At 75.4% G+C, this 25939-nt stretch carries 22 protein-coding genes and 1 pseudogene; 11 read left to right on the forward strand and 12 right to left on the reverse strand.

Annotated features, from left to right (window positions below):
- Positions 1–272 precede the first annotated feature (272 nt).
- Positions 273–773: an ATP-binding protein gene (locus tag JE024_RS15900; RefSeq protein ID WP_205374219.1), complete on the forward strand. Its 501-nt coding sequence runs from the start codon at positions 273–275 to the stop codon at positions 771–773.
- 121 nt (positions 774–894) lie between these two features.
- Here JE024_RS15900 and JE024_RS15905 read toward each other — a convergent pair whose 3' ends face one another.
- Entirely contained in the window at positions 895–1131 is a 237-nt protein-coding gene (locus tag JE024_RS15905; protein WP_018850445.1) for a DUF397 domain-containing protein, read from the reverse strand.
- Between the two features lie 258 nt (positions 1132–1389).
- On the opposite strand from JE024_RS15905, the gene JE024_RS15910 reads away from it, so the two are divergent.
- The 5 genes from JE024_RS15910 (at position 1390) to JE024_RS15930 (ending at position 5927) form a co-directional block, all read left to right on the forward strand.
- A complete protein-coding gene (locus tag JE024_RS15910) occupies positions 1390–1854 on the forward strand; it encodes a hypothetical protein (RefSeq protein WP_205374220.1) in 465 nt (154 codons plus the stop codon).
- A 181-nt stretch (positions 1855–2035) separates the two neighbouring features.
- Positions 2036–2770, forward strand: a complete 735-nt coding sequence (locus JE024_RS15915; protein ID WP_205374221.1) for a FadR/GntR family transcriptional regulator — start codon at positions 2036–2038, stop codon at positions 2768–2770.
- Positions 2771–2926: 156 nt separating this feature from the next.
- A complete protein-coding gene (locus JE024_RS15920) occupies positions 2927–3694 on the forward strand; it encodes a (Fe-S)-binding protein (protein ID WP_205374222.1) in 768 nt (255 codons plus the stop codon).
- Positions 3691–5277, forward strand: coding sequence for a lactate utilization protein B (locus tag JE024_RS15925; protein ID WP_205374223.1), 1587 nt, complete (start codon positions 3691–3693; stop codon positions 5275–5277). The genes JE024_RS15920 and JE024_RS15925 overlap by 4 nt, the downstream gene beginning before the upstream one ends.
- Complete coding sequence (locus tag JE024_RS15930; protein WP_205374224.1) at positions 5274–5927, forward strand: LutC/YkgG family protein; 654 nt, start codon at positions 5274–5276, stop codon at positions 5925–5927. The genes JE024_RS15925 and JE024_RS15930 overlap by 4 nt, the downstream gene beginning before the upstream one ends.
- Positions 5928–6084: 157 nt before the next feature.
- Here JE024_RS15930 and JE024_RS15935 read toward each other — a convergent pair whose 3' ends face one another.
- Complete coding sequence (locus tag JE024_RS15935; protein WP_372449811.1) at positions 6085–7218, reverse strand: DUF2786 domain-containing protein; 1134 nt, start codon at positions 7216–7218, stop codon at positions 6085–6087.
- Positions 7219–7323: 105 nt separating this feature from the next.
- Here JE024_RS15935 and JE024_RS15940 point away from each other — a divergent pair, with 105 nt between their 5' ends.
- Together JE024_RS15940 and JE024_RS15945 are read left to right on the forward strand one after the other, a co-directional pair.
- A complete protein-coding gene (locus JE024_RS15940; protein ID WP_205374225.1) occupies positions 7324–8049 on the forward strand; it encodes an ABC transporter ATP-binding protein in 726 nt (241 codons plus the stop codon).
- Positions 8043–10172 carry an FtsX-like permease family protein gene (locus tag JE024_RS15945; protein ID WP_205374226.1) on the forward strand — a complete coding sequence of 710 codons (2130 nt, stop codon included), beginning with the start codon at positions 8043–8045 and terminating at the stop codon, positions 10170–10172. Before JE024_RS15940 ends, JE024_RS15945 begins: the two co-directional genes overlap by 7 nt.
- A gap of 97 nt (positions 10173–10269) precedes the next feature.
- Here the strand turns inward: JE024_RS15945 and JE024_RS15950 are convergent, their stop codons facing one another.
- A complete protein-coding gene (locus JE024_RS15950; protein WP_244882879.1) occupies positions 10270–12012 on the reverse strand; it encodes an ATP-binding SpoIIE family protein phosphatase in 1743 nt (580 codons plus the stop codon).
- 257 nt (positions 12013–12269) lie between these two features.
- Positions 12270–12950 carry a lipoprotein gene (locus tag JE024_RS15955; protein ID WP_205374228.1) on the reverse strand — a complete coding sequence of 227 codons (681 nt, stop codon included), beginning with the start codon at positions 12948–12950 and terminating at the stop codon, positions 12270–12272.
- A 95-nt stretch (positions 12951–13045) separates the two neighbouring features.
- On the opposite strand from JE024_RS15955, the gene JE024_RS15960 reads away from it, so the two are divergent.
- Both JE024_RS15960 and JE024_RS15965 read left to right on the forward strand, forming a co-directional pair.
- Positions 13046–13606 carry a sugar O-acetyltransferase gene (locus tag JE024_RS15960; RefSeq protein WP_205374229.1) on the forward strand — a complete coding sequence of 187 codons (561 nt, stop codon included), beginning with the start codon at positions 13046–13048 and terminating at the stop codon, positions 13604–13606.
- 252 nt (positions 13607–13858) lie between these two features.
- On the forward strand, positions 13859–15526 hold the full coding sequence (locus JE024_RS15965; RefSeq protein ID WP_205374230.1) for a bifunctional 3'-5' exonuclease/DNA polymerase: 1668 nt from the start codon (positions 13859–13861) through the stop codon (positions 15524–15526).
- Positions 15527–15583: 57 nt separating this feature from the next.
- Here the strand turns inward: JE024_RS15965 and wrbA are convergent, their stop codons facing one another.
- From wrbA to JE024_RS15990, 6 genes and pseudogenes are all read right to left on the reverse strand, one after another.
- Positions 15584–16201, reverse strand: a complete 618-nt coding sequence (gene wrbA, locus JE024_RS15970; RefSeq protein WP_205374231.1) for an NAD(P)H:quinone oxidoreductase — start codon at positions 16199–16201, stop codon at positions 15584–15586.
- Positions 16202–16338: 137 nt separating this feature from the next.
- A complete protein-coding gene (locus JE024_RS15975; protein WP_244882880.1) occupies positions 16339–17604 on the reverse strand; it encodes a hypothetical protein in 1266 nt (421 codons plus the stop codon).
- A 172-nt stretch (positions 17605–17776) separates the two neighbouring features.
- A complete protein-coding gene (locus tag JE024_RS15980) occupies positions 17777–18286 on the reverse strand; it encodes a SigE family RNA polymerase sigma factor (RefSeq protein WP_205374232.1) in 510 nt (169 codons plus the stop codon).
- 120 nt (positions 18287–18406) lie between these two features.
- Positions 18407–18718 (reverse strand): BTAD domain-containing putative transcriptional regulator, encoded by a 312-nt coding sequence (locus tag JE024_RS42290; protein ID WP_372449867.1) that lies wholly within the window; start codon positions 18716–18718, stop codon positions 18407–18409.
- Positions 18658–19203: pseudogene (locus JE024_RS15985) on the reverse strand (AfsR/SARP family transcriptional regulator); the annotation flags it as partial. The pseudogene JE024_RS15985 and the gene JE024_RS42290, both read right to left, overlap by 61 nt.
- A gap of 423 nt (positions 19204–19626) precedes the next feature.
- Entirely contained in the window at positions 19627–19851 is a 225-nt protein-coding gene (locus JE024_RS15990; protein WP_205374233.1) for a hypothetical protein, read from the reverse strand.
- A 145-nt stretch (positions 19852–19996) separates the two neighbouring features.
- Between JE024_RS15990 and JE024_RS15995 the strand changes: the two genes are divergently transcribed.
- On the forward strand, positions 19997–22552 hold the full coding sequence (locus JE024_RS15995; protein WP_205374234.1) for a polysaccharide lyase family 8 super-sandwich domain-containing protein: 2556 nt from the start codon (positions 19997–19999) through the stop codon (positions 22550–22552).
- A gap of 60 nt (positions 22553–22612) precedes the next feature.
- Here JE024_RS15995 and JE024_RS16000 read toward each other — a convergent pair whose 3' ends face one another.
- Together JE024_RS16000 and JE024_RS16005 are read right to left on the reverse strand one after the other, a co-directional pair.
- On the reverse strand, positions 22613–24046 hold the full coding sequence (locus JE024_RS16000; protein WP_307840700.1) for an MFS transporter: 1434 nt from the start codon (positions 24044–24046) through the stop codon (positions 22613–22615).
- A 176-nt stretch (positions 24047–24222) separates the two neighbouring features.
- Complete coding sequence (locus tag JE024_RS16005; RefSeq protein ID WP_205374235.1) at positions 24223–25911, reverse strand: PucR family transcriptional regulator; 1689 nt, start codon at positions 25909–25911, stop codon at positions 24223–24225.
- Between the last annotated feature and the right edge of the window lie 28 nt (positions 25912–25939).

The raw sequence follows: 25939 nt of genomic DNA on the forward strand, positions 1-25939 counted from the left end.
CCGAACCCCAAGAGCGGGATTCTGCCACCAAACGCTTCACCCCGTACTCGTCCGATTACAGAAACGAGCGACTCTTGGCCAGAAGTTGAACACGGCACTAAAGAGAATCGCGGAAGAAATGAGCAAGAAACGGCACGGGCATGGACAGGTCAGGCGCGTGCACGTGCATCTGCCCTTGCATCTGCCGGGGGCATTGGGAAGCATGGGCCCCGCGCACCTGCGTGCTCGTTCGTGTTGTAGCTTCACAGCCGCGATTCCCGGGAGTGCCTCGCATGGGGACGAATGGATCGACCATGCTCGAGCCGTTAAGGCAGGGCCTTCCGCCGATCGATCCCGCCGGCGTCTCCAGCTCCGCCTCCTGCGCCCTGCCCGCCCGCTTCGAAGCGGTGCGCGGCGCACGGCAGTTCACCCGGAGCACGCTCGGCCAGTGGGAACTCGGCCACCGCTTCGACGACGTCTCCCTCGTGGTCTCCGAACTCGTCACCAACGCGCTGCGCCACGCGCTGCCCGACGAGACGTCCGCCGCGGTGCACACGGCCGCGTACGAACCGCCGGTGCGGCTGCATCTGATGCGGTGGAAGAGCCGGCTGGTGTGCGCGGTGCGCGACCCCAGCCACGACGGGCCCGCCGAGCGCGAGTCCGAGGAGGACTTCGCGGCCGAGTCCGGACGCGGTCTGTTCCTCGTCGACTCCTTCAGCGACGGCTGGGGCTGGCACCCGCTCGCCGGCTCGCTGCGCGGCAAGGTGGTCTGGGCTCTGTTCCGGCTGGGCTGACCCGCCCGGCCGGCTCACGGTTCAGGTACAGGGGCGGGCTCACGGTCCAGTCACAGGGGCCCGGCTCATCGCTCGGGAGCAAGAGAAAGGGCCGCGCCGAACGGGGCGCGGCCTCGGTCGCTCACGCGACCAGATGGTCGAACTCCCCGTCTTTCACGCCCAGAAGCAACGCTTCTATCTCCGCCGGCGTGTACACAAGTGCGGGGCCTTCGGGATGCCGTGAGTTGCGCATGGCCACATCACCACCGGGAAGCTTGGCGAACTCCACGCAGGAGCCCTGGGAGTTGCTGTGCCGGCTCTTCTGCCAGACAACTCCCTGAAGCTCCGTGGCCGTCATGCCGTTGTACACGTGGTGCACAAGTCGCTCCCGGGGTGCAAGGTGCAGGTGTCAACTGTCCCGGATCATAGCTGTGTTCATATGCCGATGCATGAGCGGATGCACTGGCAGATGCACGTGCACGCGGGGTGTTCCCGCGATTACAGACCCATGGTGAACCGTTTCCGCCCACCGCAGCGTACGGCCCCGCAACTGACCGTCCGTTCAGCGCGCCCCGTTGACGCCCCGGGGTCCCTGGTAGCTTGACGCCGTCGTGCCATCGATCAGGGGGACAGAAACGTGCTCAAGCCCGTACGCGTCGCGGCCGCTGCCGCCGGACTCGTCGTCGCACTCGCGCTGACCGGATGCGGCAGCGGCGACGACGGCGGCGACCAGGGCAAGGCGTCGGCCTCGCCCACCGAGTCCGCCGGGCAGGGGGGCGACGAGGCGCAGAAGCCGCGCGACATCGAGGGCACCTGGGCCGGGGTCACCGACGCCAAGCCGGTGGTCCTGTCCGTCAAGGACGGCAAGGCGGCGCTGCTCGCCGACGGCCACGCCTGCACCGGCGCGGTCGAGGACCACGGCGGCCAGATGCTCTCCCTCAAGTGCGCGGACGGGAACACCGACCGCACCATGGGCGCGATCGAGTCCAACGACGGCACGACCCTGGTCGTCTCCTGGGACGCCGGCAAGAAGGACACCCTCAAGAAGAGCGACGGGGCGTCGCTGCCGGAGGGACTGCCGACGGCGCTGCCGACCTCCTGACACACCGGGCGCCCGCGGCGACGCCGCGAGGCACCGCCCGCCGAAGGGCCGCGGCCTCCCCGGGAGGCCGCGGCCCTTCGCCGTCGCGCGTGTGGTCGGACCATTATGGGTGTGTGACATAGTTCTGCCCGTTCCGGGCACACCGCCGAGCGCCGCCCACCCACCGAGCCGGGAGTTACGGATGGCCGCCGAATGGCACCCCGTGCGGCAGTCCCGCACGCACGAACTGGTCCTGGAGACCATCGAGGAGCGGGTGCTCTCCGGTGAGCTCAAGGCCGGCGACCGCCTCCCGCCCGAGCGGGAGCTCGCCCCCGTCCTCGGTGTCAGCCGTTCCGCGCTGCGCGAGGCCCTGCGGGTGCTGGAGACCATCGGCGTGCTCACCGCGCAGGCGGGCCGGGGCCCGGACTCCGGGGCCCGGATGGTCCGCAACCCGGACGACGCGCTCGGCAGACTGCTGCGGCTGCACTTCGCCCTCGGCAGCTACACCCTCCAGGACATGCTGGAGGCCCGCGTCGTCCTGGAACGCTCCAGCTTCGAGGCGGCCGCCGGCAACGCGTCCGAGGAGCAACTGGAGGAACTCGGGGCGCTGGTGACGGCCATGGAGCACCCGGGGATCGGCGTCGAGCGGTTCAACGACCTGGACACCCGCTTCCATGTGCTGGTCGCCCGGGCCTCCGGCAACCAGCTCACCTCCACGCTCACCTCCGCCGTGCGGGAGTCCGTGCGGCCGCTGATCCTGCGCGCCCTGGAGGCGGCGGAGGACTGGCCCGCCGCCGCGTCGGCGCTCGCCGCCGAGCACGCGGAGCTGCTGCGCCTGGTGCGGGCCGGCGAGGGCGCCGGGGCCGCGGCGCTCGCGGAGCGCCACATCCGCGGCTTCCACGGCGGACTGGTGGCCGACCCGCCGTCCGGGGACTGAGACCTCACGGAGCCCCGCGGCCCCGCACCCTGCGTCCGGGGCCGGCCTCCCGGGCGGCTCGGCGCGAGAAAGGTCCGACCACACGGCGGCAGGTCCTTGCGGTTCGGTGGTCCGTCGCTAATATGGTCGGACCAAACTTTCCCGTGGAGACCCGCCATGCGTATCGGACTCTTCGCCACCTGTCTCGGGGACACCCTGTTCCCCGACGCGGTGCGGGCGACCGCTCTCCTCCTGGCCCGGCTCGGCCACGAGGTGGTGTTCCCGCCGGAGCAGACCTGCTGCGGCCAGATGCACGTCAACACCGGCTACCAGCGCGAACCGGTGCCCCTGGTGCGCAACTTCGCCGACACCTTCGGCGACGCCTCCGTCGACGCGGTGGTCATGCCCTCGGGATCCTGCGCGGGCTCCGTGCGCCACCAGCACGAGATCGTCGCCGAGCGCTACGGCGACCCGGCGCTGCGCACCGCGGTCGCCGGGGTCAAGGCGAAGACGTACGAGCTCTCCGAGCTGCTGGTGGACGTCCTCGGGGTGACGGACGTCGGCGCGTACTTCCCGCACCGGGTCACCTACCACCCCACCTGCCACTCGCTGCGGATGCTGCGGGTCGGCGACAAGCCGCTGCGGCTGCTGCGGGCCGTCGAGGGCATCGACCTGGTGGAGCTGGAACAGGCCGACTCCTGCTGCGGTTTCGGCGGGACCTTCGCGCTCAAGAACGCCGACACCTCGGCCGCGATGCTGCGGGACAAGATGCGCCACGTCACCGCCACCGGCGCCGATGTGTGCACGGCGGGCGACTCCTCCTGTCTGATGCACATCGGCGGCGGGCTCTCCCGCATCGGGGCGGGCACCCGCACGCTCCACCTCGCCCAGGTCCTCGCCGCCACGCGCACCGCGCCGTACGCCCTGACGGAGGCCGTCCGATGAGCCGCCCGGAGTCCCGGGGAACCGGGAGCACCTTCCTCGGCATGCCCGCCCGCCCGCCGCGCGTCCCGTACGGCGACGGCAACCTCCGCGGCGAGGAGGCGTTCCCCCGTGCCGCCGCCGGCGAGCTGCGCAACGAGCAGCTGCGCCGCAACCTCGGCCGCGCCACCGGCACGATCCGCGGCAAGCGGCTCGCCGTGACGGGCGAGCTGCCGGACTGGGAGGAACTGCGCGACGCCGGCGCCGCGCTCAAGACCGACGCCCTGAACCGGCTGCCCGAGCTGCTGGAGGAACTGGAGCGCAAGGTCACCGAACGCGGCGGCACCGTGCACTGGGCCCGTGACGGCGCGGAGGCGAACGCGATCGTCACCCGCCTGGTGAAGGCGGCCGGCAGCGACGAGGTCATCAAGGTCAAGTCCATGGCCACCCAGGAGATCGGGCTCAACGAGCACCTGGAGGACGCGGGCATCACCCCGTGGGAGACGGACCTCGCCGAGCTGATCGTGCAGCTCGGCCACGACCGGCCCTCGCACATCCTGGTGCCGGCGATCCACCGCAACCGCGACGAGATCCGCGAGATCTTCCTGAAGGAGATCCCGGGCGTCGACCCGTCGCTCGACTCGGTCCCCGCGCATCTGGCCGCCGCCGCGCGCGCCTACCTGCGCGAGAAGTTCATGACCACCCGCGTCGCCGTCTCGGGGGCCAACTTCGGCATCGCCGAGACCGGCACCCTGGGCGTCGTCGAGTCCGAGGGCAACGGCCGGATGTGCCTGACCCTGCCCGAGACCCTCATCACGGTGATGGGCATCGAGAAGGTGCTGCCGCGCCACCAGGACCTGGAGGTCTTCCTCCAGCTGCTGCCCCGCTCCTCCACCGGGGAGCGGATGAACCCGTACACCTCCCTGTGGACGGGCGTCACCGAGGGGGACGGCCCCCAGGACTTCCACCTGGTCCTCCTCGACAACGGGCGGACGGCGGCGCTCGCCGACGCGGTGGGCCGCCAGGCGCTCAACTGCATCCGCTGCTCGGCCTGTCTCAACGTCTGCCCGGTGTACGAGCGGGTCGGCGGCCACGCCTACGGGTCCACGTACCCCGGCCCCATCGGCGCGGTGCTCACGCCCCAGCTCGCCGGGATGCACGCCGCCGACGACGATCCCAACAGCTCGCTGCCGTACGCCTCGACGCTGTGCGGCGCCTGCTACGACGCCTGCCCGGTGAAGATCGACATCCCCTCGCTGCTGGTCGAGCTGCGGCACCAGAAGACCGAGGAGTCGGGCCGCTCCGCGGAACGGCTCGCGATGCGGGCCGCCGCCGCCGTCATGGGACGCCCCCGGCTCTGGACGGCCGCGCAGCGCACCGCGCGGCTGGGCCGCGCCCTCGCGGGACGGGACGGCACCATCGGCCGCCTCCCCGCGCCCTTCTCCGGCTGGAGCGACACCCGGGACACCCCCGCGCCCCCGAAGCACACCTTCCGCGACTGGTTCGCCTCCGACGAGGGCGCGGCGGCCCTGCGCGACGCGGCCCGCGAGGGCGAACGGCGGCGTGCGGAGCGGCGGACGAGCGGCGACGACCAGGAGGACCAGTGACCAGCGGCACCACCGGCGGCAGCGGCGCGCGCGACACCGTGCTCGGCCGCGTCCGCGACGCGCTCGCACTCGCCCCGCCCCGGGAGACCGCGGTGCCCCGGGCGTACCGGACCGGGCGGCGGCTGCCCGACGACGAGCGTCTGGCCCTCTTCACGGACCGGCTCACCGACTACCGGGCCACCGTCCTGACCTGCACGGCCGACGGCACGGCGGCCGCCGTGGCCCGGGCGCTCGCCGACCGCGGGGCGCGCCGGATCGGGGTGCCGGCCGGGCTCGACCGGAGCTGGCTCGCCGACTGGGACGGGGAGGTGCGCGAGGACTCCTCCGACGTGCCGCCCCGGGACCTCGAATCGCTCGACGGGGTGGTCACCGCGTCGGCCGCCGGCTGCGCCGAGACCGGGACCGTCTTCCTGGACGCCTCGCCCGACCAGGGCCGGCGGGCCCTGTCGCTCGTACCGGACCTGCACGTGTGCGTGGTGGACCTGTCGGCGGTGGAGGCCGGGGTGCCGGAGGCCCTCGCCCGCGTCGTCCCCGGCCGGCCGACGACGCTGATCAGCGGCCCCTCCGCGACGTCCGACATCGAACTGGAGCGGGTGGAGGGCGTCCACGGGCCCCGCACGCTGGTCGTCGTCGTCCGCACCGACATGTGACGGCGGGGCGTGGCCGCCCGCCGGTTCAGCCGAGGCCGGGGCGTGGCCGCCCGCCGGTTCAGCCGAGGCCGGACCGTGCCCGGCCCGTCGGCTCGGCCGACGTCGGGCCGGTCCCCCGGCCGGCTCAGCCGACGGCGGGGCGTGGCCGCCCGGCGGTTCAGCCCTCGCGGCCCCGCAGCCGGGGCCGGGGCGGCCCCGCGGGGCGGGCGCGGTCCGCGGCCGACGTGCCGTCGCGCCAGCCCTCCGCGTCCGTCGCGCCGCGCACCCGGGTCGTGGTCGTCCGCGGGAACATCCGGTCGGTGCGGTCGGTCACGGCCAGCTCGCGGGTGGCCAGCACCGGCAGCAGCTCGCCGGTCACCATCTCCTCGGCCACCGCGGCGAGATGGTCGCCGAGACGGGCCGCGTAGGCCGTCCAGAACGACTGGCGGAAGGTCTTGGTGCGCTTGCGGCCGCCCGCGCGCTGGGCCGACTCGGCCACCGTCATCGCCGTCGCGCCCTGCACCAGGAGCGAGGTGTACAGCAGCTCGACGGCTTCGAGGTCCCCCTCGAAGCCGACCACCGTGGAGAAGCCGAACGCGCTGTTCCACACGGCCTTGCAGCGGTTGGCGCCGGCCACCGCGTCGAGGAGGACCGCCTTCGCCGTCTCGTAGGGGGCGTCCACGCCGATACGGCAGGCGGACGGCGCCCGGGCGGAGGGCGCGCCGTGGGCCAGCACGGCCTCGTCGATGCTGTGCCGGGCCATCAGCTCCTGCGCCTTCGCCGTCAGCGCCTCGGCCTCCTGCGGGTAGCCCGTCGCCTCCGCCTTGGCGAGCAGGGCCCGCACCCGGGTCAGCATCCGGGGCTCGTGGGCGGCCGCGGGCGCGCCGAGCGGGGCGCCGCCGGGCGGCGGGGCGACCGGTTCGACGCGCGGCAGCCGGGCCAGCAGCCGGTACAGCTCCAGCACCGCGGTGGCGCGGGTGAAACGGTCCGCCCGGTAGGGCTCCCGGCCCTCCAGGCCGGCGAGCTGGGCCCGCCAGCGCGGCGGGAGCCGGTCGCCGTAGGACACGGACTCGGCGAGGGCCAGCCCGGCGAAGAGACGGCCGTGCGCCTCGTCCAGATCGCGCCGGACCAGCCGGGCGACGTCCTCCGGCTGCCAGCCGCGCTCCCAGGCCCCGCGCAGCAGCAGCTCACCGCGCCGGTCCAGTTCCGCGTCGGCCGCGGGGTCGGCGGCGAGCAGGGACGCCGCCGTGTCCAGGGCGTCGTCGCCCTCCGCGTACAGCGCCGCGGCCAGCGCCTTCTCGACCGTGCTCACACAGGCGATGGTGTCACGGGGGGTCCGGGGGTAGGGCAGGCACTACCCCCGGGACGCCCCTTCGTGGCCGTGACCGGCACGCGTCCGGACGGAAGCCTTGGGGGCATGAACCCACCCGCCGTACGGCTCACCGATCTCCGCCGCGTCCACCGCGGCGTCACCGCGCTCGACGGCGTCCGCCTCGACTTCGCCCGCGGGACCTTCACCGCCGTGATGGGGCCGTCCGGATCCGGCAAGTCCACGCTGCTGAACTGCGCGGCGGGCATCGACCGCCCCACCTCCGGACAGGTCGAGATCGACGGCACCGCCCTCGGCGGCCTGAGCGAACGGCGGCTCACGCTGCTGCGCCGGGAGCGCGTCGGCTTCGTGTTCCAGGCGTACAACCTGATCCCCTCCCTGACCGCGGCGCAGAACGTGGCCCTGCCGCTGCGTCTGGCCGGCCGGCGGCCCGCCCGCGCCGCCGTGCTCGACGCGCTGGACCGGGTCGGCCTGCGGGACCGCGCGGGGCACCGGCCCGCGCAGCTGTCCGGCGGCCAGCAGCAGCGCACGGCCCTCGCCCGCGCGCTGATCACCCGGCCCGCCGTGCTGTTCGGCGACGAGCCGACCGGCGCCCTGGACACGGTCACCAGCCGGGAGGTGCTCGCCCTGCTCAGAAGCCTGGTGGACGGCGAGGGGCAGACCGTCGTGATGGTCACCCACGACCCGGTGGCCGCCTCCTTCGCCGACCGGGTGGTGTTCCTGGTCGACGGGCGGGTCGCGGGGGACATGGCGGCCCCGGCTGCCGACGCCGTCGCCGCCCGTCTCGCGGGACTGGAGGCCGTCGCGTGCTGACCGTCGCCCTCGCCGGACTCCGCGCCCGCTGGGCCACCTTCCTCGCGAGCTTCCTCGCGCTGACCCTCGGGGTCGGCCTGCTCACCACCATGGGCCTGGGCCTCGCCTCGACCTTCGACGCCCCGCGGCGGGCGCCGGAGCGGTTCGCCTCCTCGCCGGTGGTGGTGATGGGCCGGGACACGCTGACCGTCGAGGTGCGGCGCGGCCCCGGCACCGCCGAGGTGTCGAAGCCGCTGGACCGTCCACACCCTGTGGACGAGGCGCTCGTCCGCGACCTGGGCACGCTCGGGACCGTGGTCCGCGCCGGCGGGCCGGACGCCGTCGGTGTCGACGCGCCGGCCGGCGCGGTCCGCGCCCTGGTGGACGGCCGTGCCCAGGTGCTCACCGGCGACGACCGGGCGCGCGCCGACGCCCGGACACGGCAGGACGCCCAGGCCCTGGTCGCCGTGAACGCCCTGCTCGGCACGGCCGGCGGGGTGGCCGCCTTCGTCTCGGTCTTCGTCGTCGCCTCCACCTTCGCCTTCGCGGTGGCCCTGCGCCGCCGGGAGTTCGGGCTGCTGCGCACCGCCGGCGCCACCCCCGGCCAGGTGCGCCGGGTGCTGCTCACCGAGGCCCTGGTGATGGGGACGGCCGCGTCGGCCGCCGGGTGCGTGCTCGGCGCGCTGGGCGCGCCGCCGCTCGGGCGCCTGCTGGTCGAGGGGGAGGTGGCGCCCGGCTGGTTCGCCGTCCGGGCGGGGGTGCACTGGCCGCTGCACGCCGCGTTCTGGACCGGGCTGCTGGTCGCGGTGGCCGGGGTGTGGGCGGCTTCGCGGCGGGCGGGCCGGGTCGGGCCCGCCGAGGCGCTGCGCGACGCCGACGTGGACACCGGTGTGCTGCCGCGCGGGCGGCTCGTCACCGGAGCCGTCCTCGCGGTCGCGGGCGCCGGGCTGCTGGTGTGGGGGCTCGCCACCGACCCGGCGGACCTGCTGGGGCGCAAGAGCTGGGTCACCCGGCCGATGCTCCTGATCAGCGCGGTCGCCCTGCTCTCCCCGCTGCTGGTGCGCCGGGTCGTCCGGCTGCTGCCGGTGACCCGGGGCGGTGTCGGCCTGCTCGTCCGCGAGAACACGGCCGCCTCGGTGCGGCGCACCTCGGCGGTCGCGGCCCCCGTGCTGGTGACCGTGGCGCTCGCCGGCTCGCTGCTCGGCTCGGCCGGGACGGTGACGGCGTCCCGGGCGGCCGAGGCACGCCAGAGCACCGCGGCGCAGCTCGTCGTGACCGGGGAAGCGCTCCCGGCCCCCCGCCTGGAGGGCGCGGAGGTCTCCGCCTCGGCGCCGACGAGCGTCTTCGTCCGCGAGGAGGACACCGCGCTGATCCGGTACGGGGCACGCGCGGTGACGGACCCGGCCGCCTTCGCCGGCCTCGCCCGGCTGCCGGTCGTCGCCGGTGACGTCCGGGGTCTCGACGACGGGTCGATCGTGGTGAGCGAGGAGTGGGAGCGGCGGACGGTGGGCGAGCACGTCGCCGTGTGGCTGGGCGACGGCCGGCCCGCGCGCCTGCGGATCGCCGCCGTGCTCGCCGCGGGCGCGGGCGGCGACGCGGTCTTCGTCACCGCCGCCAACGCCCCGGGCACGGCCGTCGACCGGATCGACGTGGGGCTCGCCCCCGGCACGGACCGGGCCGGTGCGGCGCGTGCCCTGCGGGCGGCCACCGGGGGCACCGTCCGCACCGCCGACGCCTGGGCGGCGGCGGTCCATCCGCGGACGAGTCCGCAGACCCGCCTCGGGCTGCTCGTCGTCCTCGGCATCGCGCTCGTCTACACGGCCGTCTGCCTGGCGGGCACCCTGCTGATGGCGACGGCCGCCCGCCGGGACGAGACGGCCTCGCTCCGGCTCGCGGGCGCCACCCGCGGGCAGGTGCTGCGGACGGTCGCGGGCGAGGCCCTGCTCGCGGTGGCCGTGGGCACGGTGCTCGGCGCCCTGGTGGCGGCGGTCGACCTGGCGGGCATGGCCGCGGCGCTGTCGGCGCTGGGCGCGCCGGTGGCGATGGAGGTCCCGTGGGGGGCGGCGGCGTCGGCCGCGGGCGTGTGCGCGGTGATCGCCGTGACCTGCGCGACGGCGGCCTGCCCGCGCGCCGGCACCCGGTGACGGGGCCGGCCCCACCGCGCCGGGCCGCCGGCGCGGTGGGGCCGGCCCGGCGGGGGGCGGGACCGACACCCCCGGAGCCGGACGGCGCCGCCGGCCGTCAGTACGCCTGGGGGGCGATGTTCTGCTCCGCCCACACCACCTTGCCGGTGACCGTGCGGCAGGAACCCCAGCGCCGGCAGAGCATGTTGATGAGCTGGAGCCCCCGGCCGCCCTCGTCGCTGACGTCGGCGTGCTGGATCTGGGGCAGGTCCGGGCCGGTGTCGGAGACCTCGACGGTGAGGCGGTCGCCGCGCAGCAGGCGCAACTGACCGGGGCCGTTGCCGTAGCGCAGGGCGTTGCCGACGAGTTCGCTGACGACCAGTTCGCTGACGTCCGTCAGGTCCGACAGGCCCCAGGCGCCGAGCTGTTCGCTGACCAGGCGGCGGGCCACGGAGGCGACGTTCCCCTCCCGGGGGAGCGTCCACACCTTCAGGTCGTCGCCCGGCTCGGGGGTGGTCGCGGCGACGAGCAGCACCGCCTCGTCGATCCGGAAGGCGTTGGGCGCCTCGGCGAGCAGCTCGCCCTCCTCCAGCCGGCCCGGCCCCAGCGCCATGGCCTTGGTCCGCAGCCGGTCGAGCTGGACGTCCACGTCGTCGGTGCGGTTCTTGACCAGTCCGTCGGTGTAGAGCGCGAGGTGGCTCCCCTCGGGAGCCGTCACCCGCAGCGGGTCGTACGGGATGACGCCGGCGCCCAGCGGCGCCCCGATGGGCACGTCGAGGAAGGCGGCGCCGCCCCGACCGTCGAGCATCAGCGGCGGCAGGTGCCCGGCACTGGCGAAGGTGAAGCTGCCGTCGGCCGGGTCGTAGACGGCGCAGAGGCAGGTGGCGACCTGCTCGTCCTCCAGGTCGCGGGTGGCGAGGTCGAGCCGGGCGAGGATGCGTTCCGGGGCGGTGTCCAGGGTCATCAGCGTCCGGCCGACGGCACGCAGGCGTCCCATGGTGGCGGCCGCCGGGAGCCCGTGGCCCATCACGTCGCCGACCATCAGGGCGGTCCGGCCGCCGGGCAGCGCCATGACGTCGTACCAGTCGCCGCCGACCCCGCGGGCGGCGACGGCGGGCGCGTACTCCGCGTGCACGTCGAGGCCCGGCGTCAGGGGTGTGGCGCGGGGCAGCAGGCTGCGCTGAAGGGTGATCACATGCTCGCGCTCGCGCCCGTAGAGGCGGGCGTTGTCGATGAAGACGGCGGCCCGGGAGGCGAGTTGCTCGGCGAGTGCCAGATCCGTGGTGGAGAACGGCCGGCTGCCGGCGGCCCGCACGAAGTCGGCCGTGCCCAGCAGGACCCCGCGCGCGATCAGGGGCACGGCCAGATAGCTGTGCACCCCGGCGCGCCGCATCTTGTCCGCGGCGCTCGGGGTGGGCGCCACCCGCGCGAAGTCGGCGTCGCCCATGCGGCTGACCAGCACCGGCTTGCCCTGCCTGAGGCAGTAGCGGTGGAGCAGGGTCTCGTGCGCCGTCTCGGGGCGGTTGATCGTCACGCCCACCGGGGTCGGCTCCAGCGAGGCGAGCGAGTCGACGGCGCAGACCGCCATGGCGCGGCTGGCGGGGATGCCGGAGCCCGTCCAGCGGGACCCCTCCTCGCCGCGCAGCACGTCCTCCAGGATGTCGACGGCGGCCGCGTCGGCGAAGCGGGGCACGGTGAATCCGGCCAGCTCCTGGGCCGTCCGCTCCAGGTCCAGGGTGGTGCCGATGCGGGTGCTGGCGGAGTTCAGCCAGGCGAGCCGGCCGCTGGTGGTGGTCCGGTCGGGCTCGGGGCGGCCGCGGCCCCGGCGGTCGCGCAGGCCGCGGCTTCCGGACGGTGCCACGGACGCGCCGCTGGCCGAGAGCCGACTGGTCAGGCGTCGTCTGCGACTGCCCCCGTTCACCGTACGGCCTCCCGTCGCGCTCGTCCGCGCCTCGGTCACAGTGTGCCCCGTGGACGGTGGGCACGCTTTCCGGACGGAACAGCCGTCCGTTTGGCATCAGAGCGTACGGGGAGAGGGGCTTTTGCGGCAGGCGTACGGGGGCACGAAGTGCGACGACGTGCTCCGGCGCCGCGGACCGGGCCGCGGCGGTGTCCGGATCAGGAGTCGCGCAGGCTCTTTCTGGCCAACTCGTAGGCGGGCAGCATCTGCTCGTGCTCCTCGCTGTCCAGTCCGCCGAGGTCCACGACCACCACGCCGTCCGGTGTCGTCAGCGCGAACGCCCGCTCCCGCTTCGGCGCGTCGAGCAGTTCACCGGTGTTGAGGTAGCGGACCTCGACCGCGTCGTAGGCGCCGGCCTTCGTCTCCGTGTACACCTCGTCCTCGCGGTCGGCGGCCGCGTCGGCGACGAACGCCTCCAGCGCGGCGCGGGGGTCGTCGCCCGCCGCGCCGCCGGCCCAGACGCGCAGGAAGCCGATGTGGCCGGCCGGCTTGGCGTCGATCTCGCAGCGCAGCGAGACCGGCCCCTGCTCCAGCAGGGCGGCGAACTCGCCGTCCGGCTCGTGCGCGACGGCCTCCGGGCTCCAGCCCTCGGCGAGGTCGAAGACCACCGGCAGCGGGCAGGCGGACGTCTCCGCGCCCACCGATCCCGCCTTCCTCACCTCGGTGCGCGTGCCGTCCCCCGCCCGCGGCGACGTGCTCGGGGCCGCCGGATCGCCGCTGCCCGCCGCCTTGCGGTCGGGCTCGGCCTGCGCGCCGCACGCCGCCGCGGCCGCGCCCAGCAGCAGCGCGGCGGCGGCCGCGACCGCTCCGCGCGCGAGGCGCCGTGTCACGTCAGCCATGTCAAGGTCCCCACCCCGGTGAAACGGCCGTCCGGTGCACGGCCGCGTAGCAGGATCGATCCTACGGACACCGGTGACGGGAGAGGAACGCGCACATGGGAGTGAACAAGGACCGGATGCTGGCCGGCGAGTGGTACCTGCCGGACGACGAGGAGCTCGCCGCCGACACCGAGCGGCGGTTCGCGCTGTGCGCGGCGTACAACGCGGGCGGCGGCGCGGCCCCCGCGGACCGGGAGGGCATCCTGTCCGAGCTGTTCGGGTCGCTGGGCCGCCGGGTGCGGATCCGGCCGCCGTTCCAGTGCGACTTCGGCTACCACATCAGCGTCGGGGACCGTACGTTCGTCAACTTCAACGCCGTGTTCCTGGACGCGGCGCCCATCACCGTCGGGTCGGACGTCCAGATCGGTCCGGGCGTGCAACTCCTGACCCCCACCCACGAACTGGACACCGAGCGGCGCCGGGCGGGCTGGGAGCGGGCCGAGCCGGTGACCGTCGGGGACAACGTGTGGCTCGGGGCGGGGGTGATCGTCTGCCCCGGGGTGACGATCGGCGAGAACACGGTCGTCGGCGCCGGGTCCGTGGTCACCAGGGACCTCCCGGCCGGGGTGCTCGCCGTGGGGAACCCGGCCCGGGTGATCCGCCGGCTGGAGCCCTGAGGGGCGGGAGCGCCGGGGCGGGCCCGGGGCGGTGGGCCGTACCGGGCGGGGGCCGGGGCGGGAGCGGCGCCGTGCCGGGGCAGTGGGCGGGGGCGGAGGACGCCGGGCGGGGGCGCCGCACCGGGAGTGCCCGGCCGGCGCGGGGCCCCGGGCCGCGTCGGGGCGGCACCGGCCGCCGTGTGCGGCGGCTCGCGGGCGCCCGCCCGTGGCGTCGCCCCGGCGATGTCCGACCCGGCTGTCACACTCGAACCCATGGACGAGCGGTGGGCCGTGGCGGCGGCCGAGGGGGACGGGGCCCGCCTCGTCCCCCTCGGCCCCGACGGCCTGCCCGCGGGGCCCGTCCTCGACGAACCGGACCTGGCGGAGGCCGTCCGCTCGCGGCCCGGGGTCGGCCGCTGGGTGTGGCGGGCCACGGCCGGCGTCTACCCGCGGCTGCTCGCCGCCGGGGTGCGCGTCGAGCGCTGCTACGACATCGAGGACGCCGAGCTGCTGCTGCTCGGCCACGAGGGCCGGCTCGGAGAGCCCCGCTCGGCGGCCGCGGCCTGGGCCCGGCTGCACAACGCCCCCGTCCCGCCGGACCCGCCCGCCCGCGCGGCCGTCCCCGGCGCCCAGTCACCGCTCTTCGAGCCGCTCCAGCCCGATGTGCCCCTGGAGGCGCTGCTGGAGGTGTACGCCGACCAGCAGCGCCGCCACGGGGCGACGGCGCACCCCGGGCGGATGCGGCTGCTCACGGCGGCCGAGTCGGCGGGGATGCTGGTGGCCGCGGAGATGCACCGGGCGGGGCTGCCCTGGCGGGCCGACGTCCACCGCGCCGTGCTGGGCGAGCTGCTCGGCGAGCGGTACGCGGGCGGCGGCGAGCCGCGGCGGCTGGCGGAGCTGGCCGACGAGGTGTCCGCGGCGTTCGGGCACCGGGTGCGGCCGGATCTGCCGGCGGACGTCGTCCGGGCCTTCGCCCGGGCGGGGATCAAGGTCGGGTCCACCCGGCGCTGGGAGCTGGAGGGGATCGCGCACCCGGCCGTCGAGCCGCTGATCCGCTACAAGAAGCTGTACCGCATCTGGACGGCCCACGGCTGGAGCTGGCTCCAGGACTGGGTGCGCGACGGCCGCTTCCGCCCCGAGTACGTGCCCGGCGGCACGGTCTCCGGCCGGTGGACGACCAACGGGGGCGGCGCGCTCCAGATCCCGAAGGTGATCCGGCGTGCCGTGGTCGCGGACGAGGGCTGGCGTCTCGTGGTGGCCGACGCCGACCAGATGGAGCCCCGGGTGCTGGCGGCGATCTCCCGCGACCCGGGCCTGATGGAGGTGGCGGGCCACGAGGGCGACCTCTACACGGCCCTGTCGGACCGGGCCTTCTCCGGGGACCGCGCGCACGCCAAGCTGGCGCTGCTCGGCGCCGTCTACGGGCAGACCTCCGGGGACGGCCTGAAGAACCTGGCCGCGCTGCGGCGCCGGTTCCCCCGGGCCGTCGCCTATGTCGACGACGCCGCCCGGGCCGGTGAGGAGGGCCGCGTCGTCCGGACGTGGCTCGGCCGCACCAGCCCCCGCGCGCCGGGCGCGGAGGAGGACGGGGAGGCGGGCATCCCGCAGGAGGGCGAGGAGGCGCCGGGGCGCACGGGCACCTCCGACTCCCGCGCCTGGGGCCGCTTCACCAGGAACTTCGTGGTGCAGGGCAGCGCGGCCGACTGGGCGCTGCTGATGCTGGCCGCGCTGCGCAGGGCCATCGCGCCGCTCCGCGCGGAGCTGGTGTTCTTCCAGCACGACGAGGTGGTGGTGCACTGCCCCGCCGAGGAGGCGGACGAGGTCGCCCGGGCGATCCGGGAGGCGGGGGAGCTCGCGGGGCGCATCGCCTTCGGCGAGACGCCGGTGCGCTTCCCGTTCACCGTCGCGGTGGTGGGCTGCTACGCCGACGCGAAGGAGTGAGCCGGCCGACCCGCCCGCGTCCGTCGGGGGAGACGGGAACGGGCGGGTCGGCCGGGGTCAGGCCGCGGCCCGGAGACCGCGCCGGAGCGCGGTGCCGATCTCCACGGCGCGGCGGGCCTGGAAGCCGACGGCGGCCAGGTTCTCCGCGCCGGGGAGGTCCTGGTGGTAGGCGACATGGCTGGTGCCGTACGGGTTGCCGTTCTTGATGTCGAACTGCACGGCGTCCGCGTAGCCGGGCGCCACGATGATCGCGCCCCAGTGGTAGAAGGTGTTGTTGAGGGCGAGGAGGGTGCTCTCCTGGCCGCCGTGGGTCTGCGTCGTCGAGGTGAACGAGGAGACGACCTTGTTCACCAGCTTGCCCTGGAACCACAGGGTGCCCGTGCCGTCGATGAACTGCTTGAGCTGGGCCGCGGGCAGGCCGTAGCGGGTGGGGGTGCCGAAGAGGAGCACATCGGCCCACTCCAGGTCCTCCAGGCCCGCGACGGCCACGTCCCGGGTGGCGTCGCGGTGGGCGGCCCAGGTGGGGTTGGAGGCGACGGCCTCCTCGGAGGCCAGTTCGGCGACCCGGCGCAGCCGGACCTCGGCGCCGGCCTTCTCGGCGGCCTCGGCGGCGGCGACGGCCAGGCTGTGGACGCTCCCGGTGGCCGAGTAGTAGATGACGGCGACGTTCGTCACGGTGACGCGCTCCTTGTTCGGACGGTGACGGCAGGGGGTGGGGAGTCCCTGCGGCGGTCTCCGGCAGGTCCGGGGCCATCCTGCTGGCCGCGCGGGCGCGCGCGGCAACCGCGCGCCCACCGCCCGTCCATCGCGCGTCAGCCCAGGCCGGTCCACACCGGGTCGAGGACGATGCCCTTCAACTGGGCCATCGTCAGGGCGGGTTCGGCCCGGGAGGCGTCCCGGCCCTGGGCGGGCGCGTTGAACGCCATGATCACCACCCGGAGTCCGTCCGGACGCAGGGTGTCGACCGTCCAGCCGACCGAGCCCGCGCCGCCCTTCTGGTCGGGATCGCCGTCCTGGGTCTCGCGCAGCAGCGTCCCGTCGGGCAGCGTCGTCCCCCCGGCGAAGTCGCCGGCCAGATCCGACATGCCCGGCTGGACGTTGATCTGGACGAAGGAGGCCCCCTTGCCGTCGTCGACCACGACGTAGGCGTAACCCGGCTCGCCGCCCCGGTCCGTGACCGCCAGTCCGCTGGGCAGCAGGCCCGTCAGCGCGGCGACGGTCTTCTCCCCCGACGGCCCGCCCGGACCACCGGCCCCCTCCTCGGGCGGTGCGCCCGCCTCGGCCTGGTAGGCGGCGGCGATCGGATCCCATTCGTCCGCCGTGACCAGGGACTTCATCCGGGCCGGGGTGAGCGGCGGGTCCGCCCGGGTGACCGCCGCGCCCTTCTCCTCGGGGGCGTTGTACTCGCTCGCGTCGATCAGCACGCCCGCGGGCGTGAGCAGAGTGGACCGCCACTGCTTCGCGCCCCGGTCCCGGTCGTGCACGTAGCCCTGCACGAACAGGTAGCGGGAGCCGTCGGAGAGGGTCTCCTGCCGGCATTCGTCGAAGTCGACGAGCGCCTTCGACGGGCAGGCGACCATGGACGCGGCCGACTCGCCCCCCGGATCGATCCGGCCCAGGCTCAGCGAGATCCGTGCGGCACCGCCGCCGTCGTCGAACACGACGGAGGCGTACGGGGCGGACGACCCCTCCTTGGCGCTGCCGCGGCCGTCCTTGCCGGCGAGGTCCCCGGCCGGGAGCAGGTCGGTCAGCGTCCTCAGCATCTGCTCCGCGGTGACGGCCCCCTCGGCGCCCGCGGGCGGCGAGGTGGGACCGGACTGCCCGGTGCCGCCCTCCGCGGCCACGGCGGCGCGGCCGTCGGCGCGGTCGGCGCCGCCGCCGAGGAGGCCCGCGGCGTGGCCGCCGCCCACCCCGACCACGGCCAGGGCCAGCACGCTGCCGGCGACGGTCGCCCGGCGCACGGCCAGCTTGCGCCGGCCCCGGGCCGTGCCGCCCTCGACCAGCCGGAGCCGGTCGGCCGGGGTCATCGTCTCGCCGGTGCGGCGCAGCGCGTCGCCGATCTCGTCCTCGAAGGGCACGGGGTACCTCACTCTCTGATCTGCCTGTGAAAGGTGTTCTCCGCGGCGGGCCCCGGTGGCGTCCGCCGGTGTGTCGTGTGCGGCGGGCCCTGCGGGCGTCCGCCGGTGTGCTGTGTGCGGCGGACCCGGGGCCCGCCGGTGGGCGTGTCCGCCCGGGCTCGGCGGCCCGGGCTCAGCGGGAGGCGAACTCCACGAGACTGCCGCCCAGTTGCTCGCGGAGCCTGGCCAGCGCCCGCACCGTCCTGGTGCGCACGGCCGCAGGACTGGCCTGCATGGCCTCGGCGGTCTCCTCGACGCTGCGGTCCTCCCAGTACCGCAGCACCACCACCGCCCGGTCCTTCGGCGCGAGCGTCCCGAGCGCGCCGAGCAGGGCCAGCCGGAGATCGGGGTCGTCCCCGGTGGCCGGCGGGGAGTCGGGGAGGTCGCCGACGGGCCGCTCGGCGGCGGAACGGCGGCGCCGGTGGGTGAGGAAGGCGCGGACGAGCACGGTCTGCGCGTAGCCCGCCGGGTTGTCGATGCGGGAGATCCGCCCCCACACCAGGTACATCCGCCCCAGGGTCTCCTGCACCAGGTCCTCGGCGAGATGGGTGTCGCCGCCGGTCAGCAGGCACGCCGACCGGTAGAGATGGGTGGCCCGGCCGGCCGCGAAATCCCGGTACTGCTCGGCTCTGGACGCTTTCATACCCGCCGTGCTCCTCCCCCGTGACCGGGGCGGCGCCCGTCGGCGCCGCCCCCGGCGGTGCACCGGGTCCCCCGTCCACCGCCTCCACTTGAACTGACGCGGTGGCGCGGGGGAAATGTTTCAGGCTCCGTCGGCGAATCTGTGGTCGGCTCGCGGCACCGGCGGGCGGAGGGCGCCGAAGGGCCCGCGCAGCACCTCGGCGTGCGCCTCCCGGACCGCGGGGCCCGGGTCGACACCCAGTTCCCCGACCAGGGTGCGGTGCAGCGCCCGGTACACGCCGAGCGCCTCGGCCTGCCGGCCCGTGCGGTGCAGGGCGCCAGCATGAGCTGCCGGTGGAACGCCTCGCGCAGCGGGAACTCCGCCACCAGCGCGGCCAGTTCGGGTGCCAGTCCGTCGTGGCGGCCGAGCTCCAGCTCGGCGTCGTAGCGCCACTGGAGCAGTTGGAGCCGGGCCTCGCCCAGCTTCTGCACCAGCGCGGGCCGGGTCTCGTCGGGTCCGTACACCCCGTCCAGCGGCGTGCCGCGCCACAGGCCGAGGCCCGTCCGCGCGGTCGTGACGACCTCGGCCCACTCGGCGCGGCCGTAGGCGGTGCGGGCACGGGCCACGCACTCCTCGAAGACGTCGCTGTCGAGTTCGCCGGGGGCGACCCGGAGCACATAGCCGGGGGCCACGGCCCGCAGCCGGTCGTCCTCCGCGAGGAGCCTGCGCAGCCGGGTCACATGGTTGTGCAGCGAGGCGTGGGCGGAGGCGGGCGGCTCGTCGCCCCACAGGGCGGCCTTCAGCTCGTGGACGGGGACGACCTTGTTGGCGCGCAGCAGCAGGGTGACCAGCAGCACGCGGACCTTGGCACTGCCGAGGTGGTGCGGGAGGCCCGCGGGGTCGAGGAGCGCGGGCACACCGAGGAGACCGAATCGCATGCCGTCTCCTCCCGTGTCGCGGCCTCGGAGCCTCCCCCCGTCCTGAGCGTTGGCCACATGTTAGCGATCTGTTGGAGACCGCTGTTTGTATGACGTCGTCGGATCCGGCCCGCTGGTGCTCGGCGTGGTACGCCACACTCGGGGGAGTGTCGCCACCGCAGCCGGTTCCGCGGACGAGAGCGCCCCGGTCACCTTCGGTGCCGGGGCCCTCGTCCCCTCACCGCCGCGGCGCGGGCGGTGGCCCGCGGCCCCGTCAGTCCGCCGCGTCCACCCCGAGGTTCCGTACGGTCGGCGTGTCCCCGCCGGCGACCGGACCGGCCGGGGCTTCCGTGAAGACTCCGTCCGACGTCGTGCCCGGCGCCGAGCCGATCGGCCGGCCGCAACCGCCTCCACCGGCAGCGGGCTCCGCGCCCCGGGCGCCGCTCAGGGCAGCAGCTCCAGCGGCTCGTACTGGTGCGGCCGCCCGCCCGTCCACTCCACCGCGGTCGGGTCCTCCAGCGACACCGGGCCCGTCCCGCCCGCGCGCCGGATCAGGGCCAGCACCTCCTCGTCGGAGTGGGCGAGCCCCATGATCCGGCCGCGCACGGTGACGCGCCGGCCGCCCGTGGGGGAGATCCGGTGCACGACGATCGGCGGGGTACCGGCCATGTCTCCAGCGTGCTCCGGCGCCGCGCCGCTGCCAAGCCCGCGGTGCCCGCGGACCGGTCCGTCACCGTTGACACCGCCCCCACCCGTTGCTTGGATGCGCCGCAAGCGCTTTCCGGCCGAACCCGCCGACCCCCTGGAGCGTCCGGTGCACTTCTCTCGTCGCGCCCTGCTGTCCCTCTTCCCCGCGGCGACCGTGCTCGCCGTGGCCGCCCCCGGAGCGCAGGCCGCGCCACCGCCGGGCGCCGCCGCCGCGGGCGGGGCCGCCGACCGGGCGCGGCTGCTGGCCAACACCCTCGCCGTGTTCGCCGGGACCGAGGAGTCCAACGCCCGGCCCGAGGTCGCCGCCAAGCTCGCCGCCGTCGAGGCGACGGCGCTGACCCGGCTGGCCGCGATGGACGGCGCGGGAGCGGGCGAGATCTTCCGCGGCATGCCGCTGGGCACCAGCGACCCGGACCTCGCGCGGACGTACCAGTACCTCTGCGAGATCGCGCTCGCCGTCCGCGCCCCCGGCCCCGCCCCGTCCCGGGTGCGCGGCGACCGGGCGGTCGCCGCGCGGGTGATCGACGCGCTGGTCCGGCTGCACGACACCTGGTACGGCGACCAGTCCCGGGGCTACTACGGCAACTGGTTCACCTGGGAGATCGGCATCTCCACCCAGGTCGGCAAGTGCCTGGTCCTGCTGCGGGACGAGATCGCCGCCCACCGCCCCGACCTGCCGGCCGTCTACACCGCGTCGATGGACGCCTATCTGCGCAACGGCAGCGACGGCGACGTCGATCTCGACTCCCGCTTCCACACCGGCGCCAACCTCGCCGACATCACCACCAACCGGATCCTCCAGGGAGCCGTGCTCGGCGACGACGCCCGGATCGCCAAGGCCGTCGCCGACCAGCTCACGGTGTTCGCCACCATCGACCCGTACGAGCTGCGGCACGGTGTCACCGACGGCTTCTACGCGGACGGCTCCTTCATCCAGCACGCCTCCGTGGCCTACACCGGCTCGTACGGCAAGGGGCTGCTGACGCGGGTCGTGCAGACCGTCAAGATCCTCGACGGGACGGGCTGGTCGGGCGGCGGCGAGCTTCCCGGCACGGTGCGCCGCTGGGTCACCGACGGGTTCGCCCCGCTGATCCACGAGGGCTGGATGATGGAGGCGGTCAAGGGCCGGGGGGTGTCACGGACCGGGACCGGCTACGCCGACACCGCGGCCGTCGTGGAGGCCGTCGTCGACCTCTGCGCCCATGTGCCGCCCGGCGAGGCCGAGGCCCTGGCCGGCTGGGTCAAGCAGGTGCACGGGACCTCGCCGGCCCCGCTGAACCCGGCCGCCTTCGTCTCCCCGGTGAGCGTCGCCCGCTACGCCGACGTCCTCGCCTCCTCCGTCCCGGCGCGGGACCTCACCCCGCCCGCCCACCACGCCGCCTTCAACGCCATGGACCGGACCGTCCACCGGCGCCCCGGCTGGACCTTCGCGCTGTCCCGCACCTCCTCGCGGATCAGCAGGTACGAGTACATGAGCGGCGAGAACCTGACGCCCTGGTTCCAGGGCGACGGCGCCCACCACCTCTACCTGTCGGGCCAGGACCAGAGCCGCGTGTACGGGATCGACCACCTCACCGTCGTCGACCCGCTGCGGCTCGCCGGGGTCACCGCCCCCGTGGAACCCCGCCGCACCGTCCCCGAGCTGTACGGCACCCTCTGGTACGACAACCCGGAGCGCGGCTTCACGGCCTCCTCCGAGGCGCAGAACACCTACGTCTACTTCCCGCGCGGCACCGAAGCCCACTCGGGCGGGGCCCGGCTCGGCGCGTACGGCACCGCCGCGATGGTCCTCGGCGACGACGCCGCGTACGCCGCGGACCGCGCCGGGCTGCTGCCCGACGACTTCGTCACCCACCGCGGCGCGCGGGGCACCAAGTCGTGGTTCATGTTCGACGACGAGATCGTCGTGCTCGCCGCCGGTGTGGGCGACCCGGCCGGCCGGCCGGTGACCACCACCCTCGACACCCGGATCGCGGCACCGGACACCGAGGTCGCCCTCACCGGCGAACTCCGCGGCGGCGCGCCCTGGGAGGGCACCGGCACCGCACCGCTGGCCTGGCTGCGCTGGGCCGATCCCGCCGAGGACACCGCCGTCGGCTACGCCCTGCTCTCCGGTCCGCCCGTCACCGCCGGCCTCGCCACCGTGACCCGCAGCCGCCGGACGGTACGGCTCACCAACCCGGACACCCCGGTCACCAGGCAGGTCTTCACCCTCGGCGTCGACCAGCGGGCCGGCGGCCCGCCGGTCTCCTTCGCCTACGCGCTGGTGCCGGGTGCCACGGCCCGCCGGCTGCGGTCGTACGCGGGCGGACCGCTGACGGTGCTCGCCAACACCACCCGGCTCCAGGCCGTCCGCCACGCCCGTCTCGGGCTGCTCGCCGTGAACACCTTCACGCCCGGGACGCACCGCACCGCGGGCCTGGCGGTCGACGGCCCGGCGTCCGTCCTCGTCCGCAGGACCCCGGACGGCGCGACCTCGCTCGCCGTCGCCGACCCCACGACGGAGCGCGACACCGTGTCGGTCACCCTGCACGGCCGCCGGCTGCGGGCGGTCCACGCCGACCCGGGCGTCCGCGCCGTCCCCGTGCCCGGCGGCACCCGCGTCGAGGTGACGACCCGTCACCGCTACGGCCGGAGCCTGGAGGCGACACTGCGGCCGTGAACCCCGGGCCCGTACCCCGGACCCCGGCGCGATGCCGGGGGCCGGGGTCCGGTGGGGCCGTCAGACCGTGTCGAGGTCCCGGTCGCCGGTCTCCGGCAGCGCCAGCACGCACAGCAGCGACAGCAGCGCCATGGAGCTCATGAACCAACCGCCCACCGCCGGGCTGTAGTTCTCCGCGAGCGCGGTCACGATCAGCGGGGCCGCCGCCCCGCCGAGCACCCCGCCGAGGTTGTACGAGACGCCGGCGCCCGAGTAGCGCACCCGGGTGCTGAACAGCTCGGGCATGTAGGCGCCCGCCGGGCCGTAGATGATGCCCATGCAGAGCAGCGCCCCGCTCAGGGCCACGGCGATCAGCACGTAGTTCCCCGTGTCCAGCAGCGGGAACAGCACCGCGCCCCAGACCACGCCGAACAGGGCGCCGGCGATGATCAGTCTGCGCCGTCCCACGCGGTCGGACCACCGTGCGACGAAGAAGGTCGACAGACCGAGCACCACGACCGCCACCAGGGTCAGGGCGAGCATGTGGTTCTTCGGGATGCCGAGGGTGTCCGTCGTGTACGTCATGCAGTAGGTGGCCGCGGTGTAGAACATCACGTACACCACGGTGATCATCCCGGCGCCCAGCAGCATCTCCCTGGGGTGCAGCCGGAACGCCTCGACCAGCGGGGCCTTCGCGGTCTCCCGCTTGTCCATGACCTTGGCGAACGCCGGGGTCTCGGAGATCTTCAGCCGGATGACCAGCCCCACGGCGACCAGCACGAAGGAGAGCAGGAACGGTATCCGCCAGCCCCAGCTCGTGAACGCCTCGTCGCTGAGCACCGACGACATCAGCAGGAAGGTGCAGGTGGCGGCGAAGTAGCCGGCGGGCGAGCCCATCTGCGGGGCCGCCGCGTACAGTCCGCGCTTCTTCTTCGGCGCGTGTTCGACGGCCAGCAGCGCCGCGCCGCCCCACTCGCCGCCGAGACCGAGCCCCTGGATCAGCCGGAGCACCACCAGCAGGACCGGCGCGGCGACGCCCAGCGTGTCGTAGCCGGGGAGCAGCCCGATGCACGCCGTGGAGAGGCCCATCATCAGCAGCGAGGTCACCAGCACGGCCTTGCGGCCGACCCTGTCGCCGAAGTGGCCGAAGATCGCGGCGCCCAGCGGACGGGCGGCGAAGCCCACCGCGAAGGTGGAGAGCGTGGCCAGGGTGCCGGCGGTCTTGGAGAGCTCGGGGAAGAACGCCTCGTTGAGGACGAGCGCGGCCGCGGTGCCGTAGATGTAGTAGTCGTAGAACTCGATGGCGGTGCCGATGAAGCTGGCGGTCGCCACCCGGCGCATGCCGCCGGGCGTCGCGGCGGTGCCGTCGGGTGCCCCCTCGGGGCCGGGTGTCCCGGCAGCCGCTCCGGCAGGGCCGTCGGGTGCCGCGCCGGACGTCTCGGCAAGGTCGCCGGGCGGGTTCTCGGGCGCGGACGCCTGCTGTCCTGCGTCGCGCGGCACGGGGGTGCTGCTCATGGGCTGCTCCGGGGGAAGCTGGGGAGAGGGACGCCGCAGGGCGGCGGCCGGGCTCGGCCGCCGCGTCGTGCGAACGGGGTGTGAACGTAAACCGGCGGGCGGCTCCCGCCCGTTGTCCGCCGGAACAGTCCTCGTTCCCCCGCGCTGTCGGCCCGGACAGCCGGGGCCCCCGCGTCTCAGCCCGTGGGAAACGGCGGCTCGGCCGCGGCCGGACCGTCCAGCGAGAGCCGCAACTGGAGCGTCGCGGCGAGCCGGTGCTCGGGGTCGTCCAGGTCGAGGCCCGTCAGGGCGACGGCCTTGCGGACGCGGTAGCGCAGGGTGTTGGGATGGACGTTGAGCCGCTTGGCCACCGGCCCCACGTCGCCGAACGCGTCGAGGTACAGCAGCAGCGACCGGGCGACGTCGGTGCCGTGCTCCATGTCGTGGGCGACCAGCGCCTCGACGGCGGGATGCCGGATGTCCGGCCGCTCCCCCAGCGCTTCGAGGACGCCTCGCAGCATCAGCGACGCCGTGAGCCCGCCATGGGTCCCGACGGCGCGCTCCGGCGTACGGGCGAGCACCTCCAGGCCGTGGTAGCCGCGCAGTTTGACGGCCGGGATCTCGTCCAGCCGCCCGGCCGTGCCGGCGACGACCGCCTGGACCGGAGTGCGGGTGTGTTGCCGCAGCGCGGTGACGACGTCGCCGGCCCAGCGCACCAGCGCCGCCTCGTCCGACGCCCTGCCCCGCGGGTCCGGCAGCATCGCGTAGATCTGCCCGCAGGCCAGCGTGACCAGCGCGTTCCTGCGGTACGCCGCCGCGTGCACCGAGACGATCCCGGCCGCCTCCGCCCGCCGCGCGTCCTGCCACGCGGTGTCCCCGGCGCCCGGCGCCTCACGGAGGTCGATCGCCACCACGGCGGCCTCGGCGGAGGCCGCGATGCCCAGATGGGCGGCGAGGGCGGCCGAGTTGAAGCGCCCGGTGAGCAGCCCGTGCGCGAGATCGGCCCGCGAGGGGACCCGCGCGGCGGAGTCCCCCTGGTAGTAGTGGTCGACGAGCTGGGAGGCGGCCAGGCGGGCCGCGCCGCGCAGGGTCTCGCCCGAGCGCCCGGCGAGCGGGCGGGCTCCCTCCTGCACCCAGATCGTGCCCAGCAGCCGGGCCCCGGCGTTGATGCCGGTGACCAGCCGCCGGCGGATCGCCATGTCCGGCAGCTCCTCGACCTCCACCACGTCGTCGCCGCCGCGCACCCGCCGGTAGACGCCCCACTGCCGCAGCAGCGCCAGGTACGACTCCGGGCAGCTGCGCCCGAGGACGGACCGCATCCGCACCTCGTCGGCCTCGTCGACGGGCCCCGCGTAGGCGATGACCCGGTGCGCGCTGTCCTCGATGCTGACCACGCCCCGGGTCAGCGTCGCCACCGTCTGCGCCAGCGAGAAGAGGTCGCCCCGCCCCCCGGCCTCGGCGGCGCCCGTGCGCGCCTCCAGCGCCCCGCGCACCTCGGCCTCCACCTGGTCCCAGCGCAGGCCGGCCGGTATGCCGAGCAGCGCGACCCCGGCGTCCCCGGCGGCGGCCCGCACCTCCCGGGGCACCGTCCCGTCCGCCCCGGCGCGGACCGCGACGGCCGCCGCGCCCGCCCGCCCGGCCTCCGCCACGACCGCCAGGGCCTCCGGCCCCCGCGCCCCGACGGCGAGCACCAGCACCCCGGCGGACGGCGGGATCACGTCCCCGGGCTCCACGATGATCACCGAGCGGACGTCCGCGTCCCCGGCCCCGCCGGCGACGTCCGCGTCCCCGGCGGCCCACACGGCGTCCGCCCCGAGCAGATCCGCCAGCCGCGCCGCCGAGGCAGCCGCCGTGCCGGGAGGACCCCAGCTGTCTGTGTCGTTCACCCGAGCAGCGTAGGCACCCGCACTGTGC

The organism is Streptomyces zhihengii, from assembly GCF_016919245.1.
GTDB classification, from domain to species: Bacteria; Actinomycetota; Actinomycetes; order Streptomycetales; family Streptomycetaceae; genus Streptomyces; species Streptomyces zhihengii.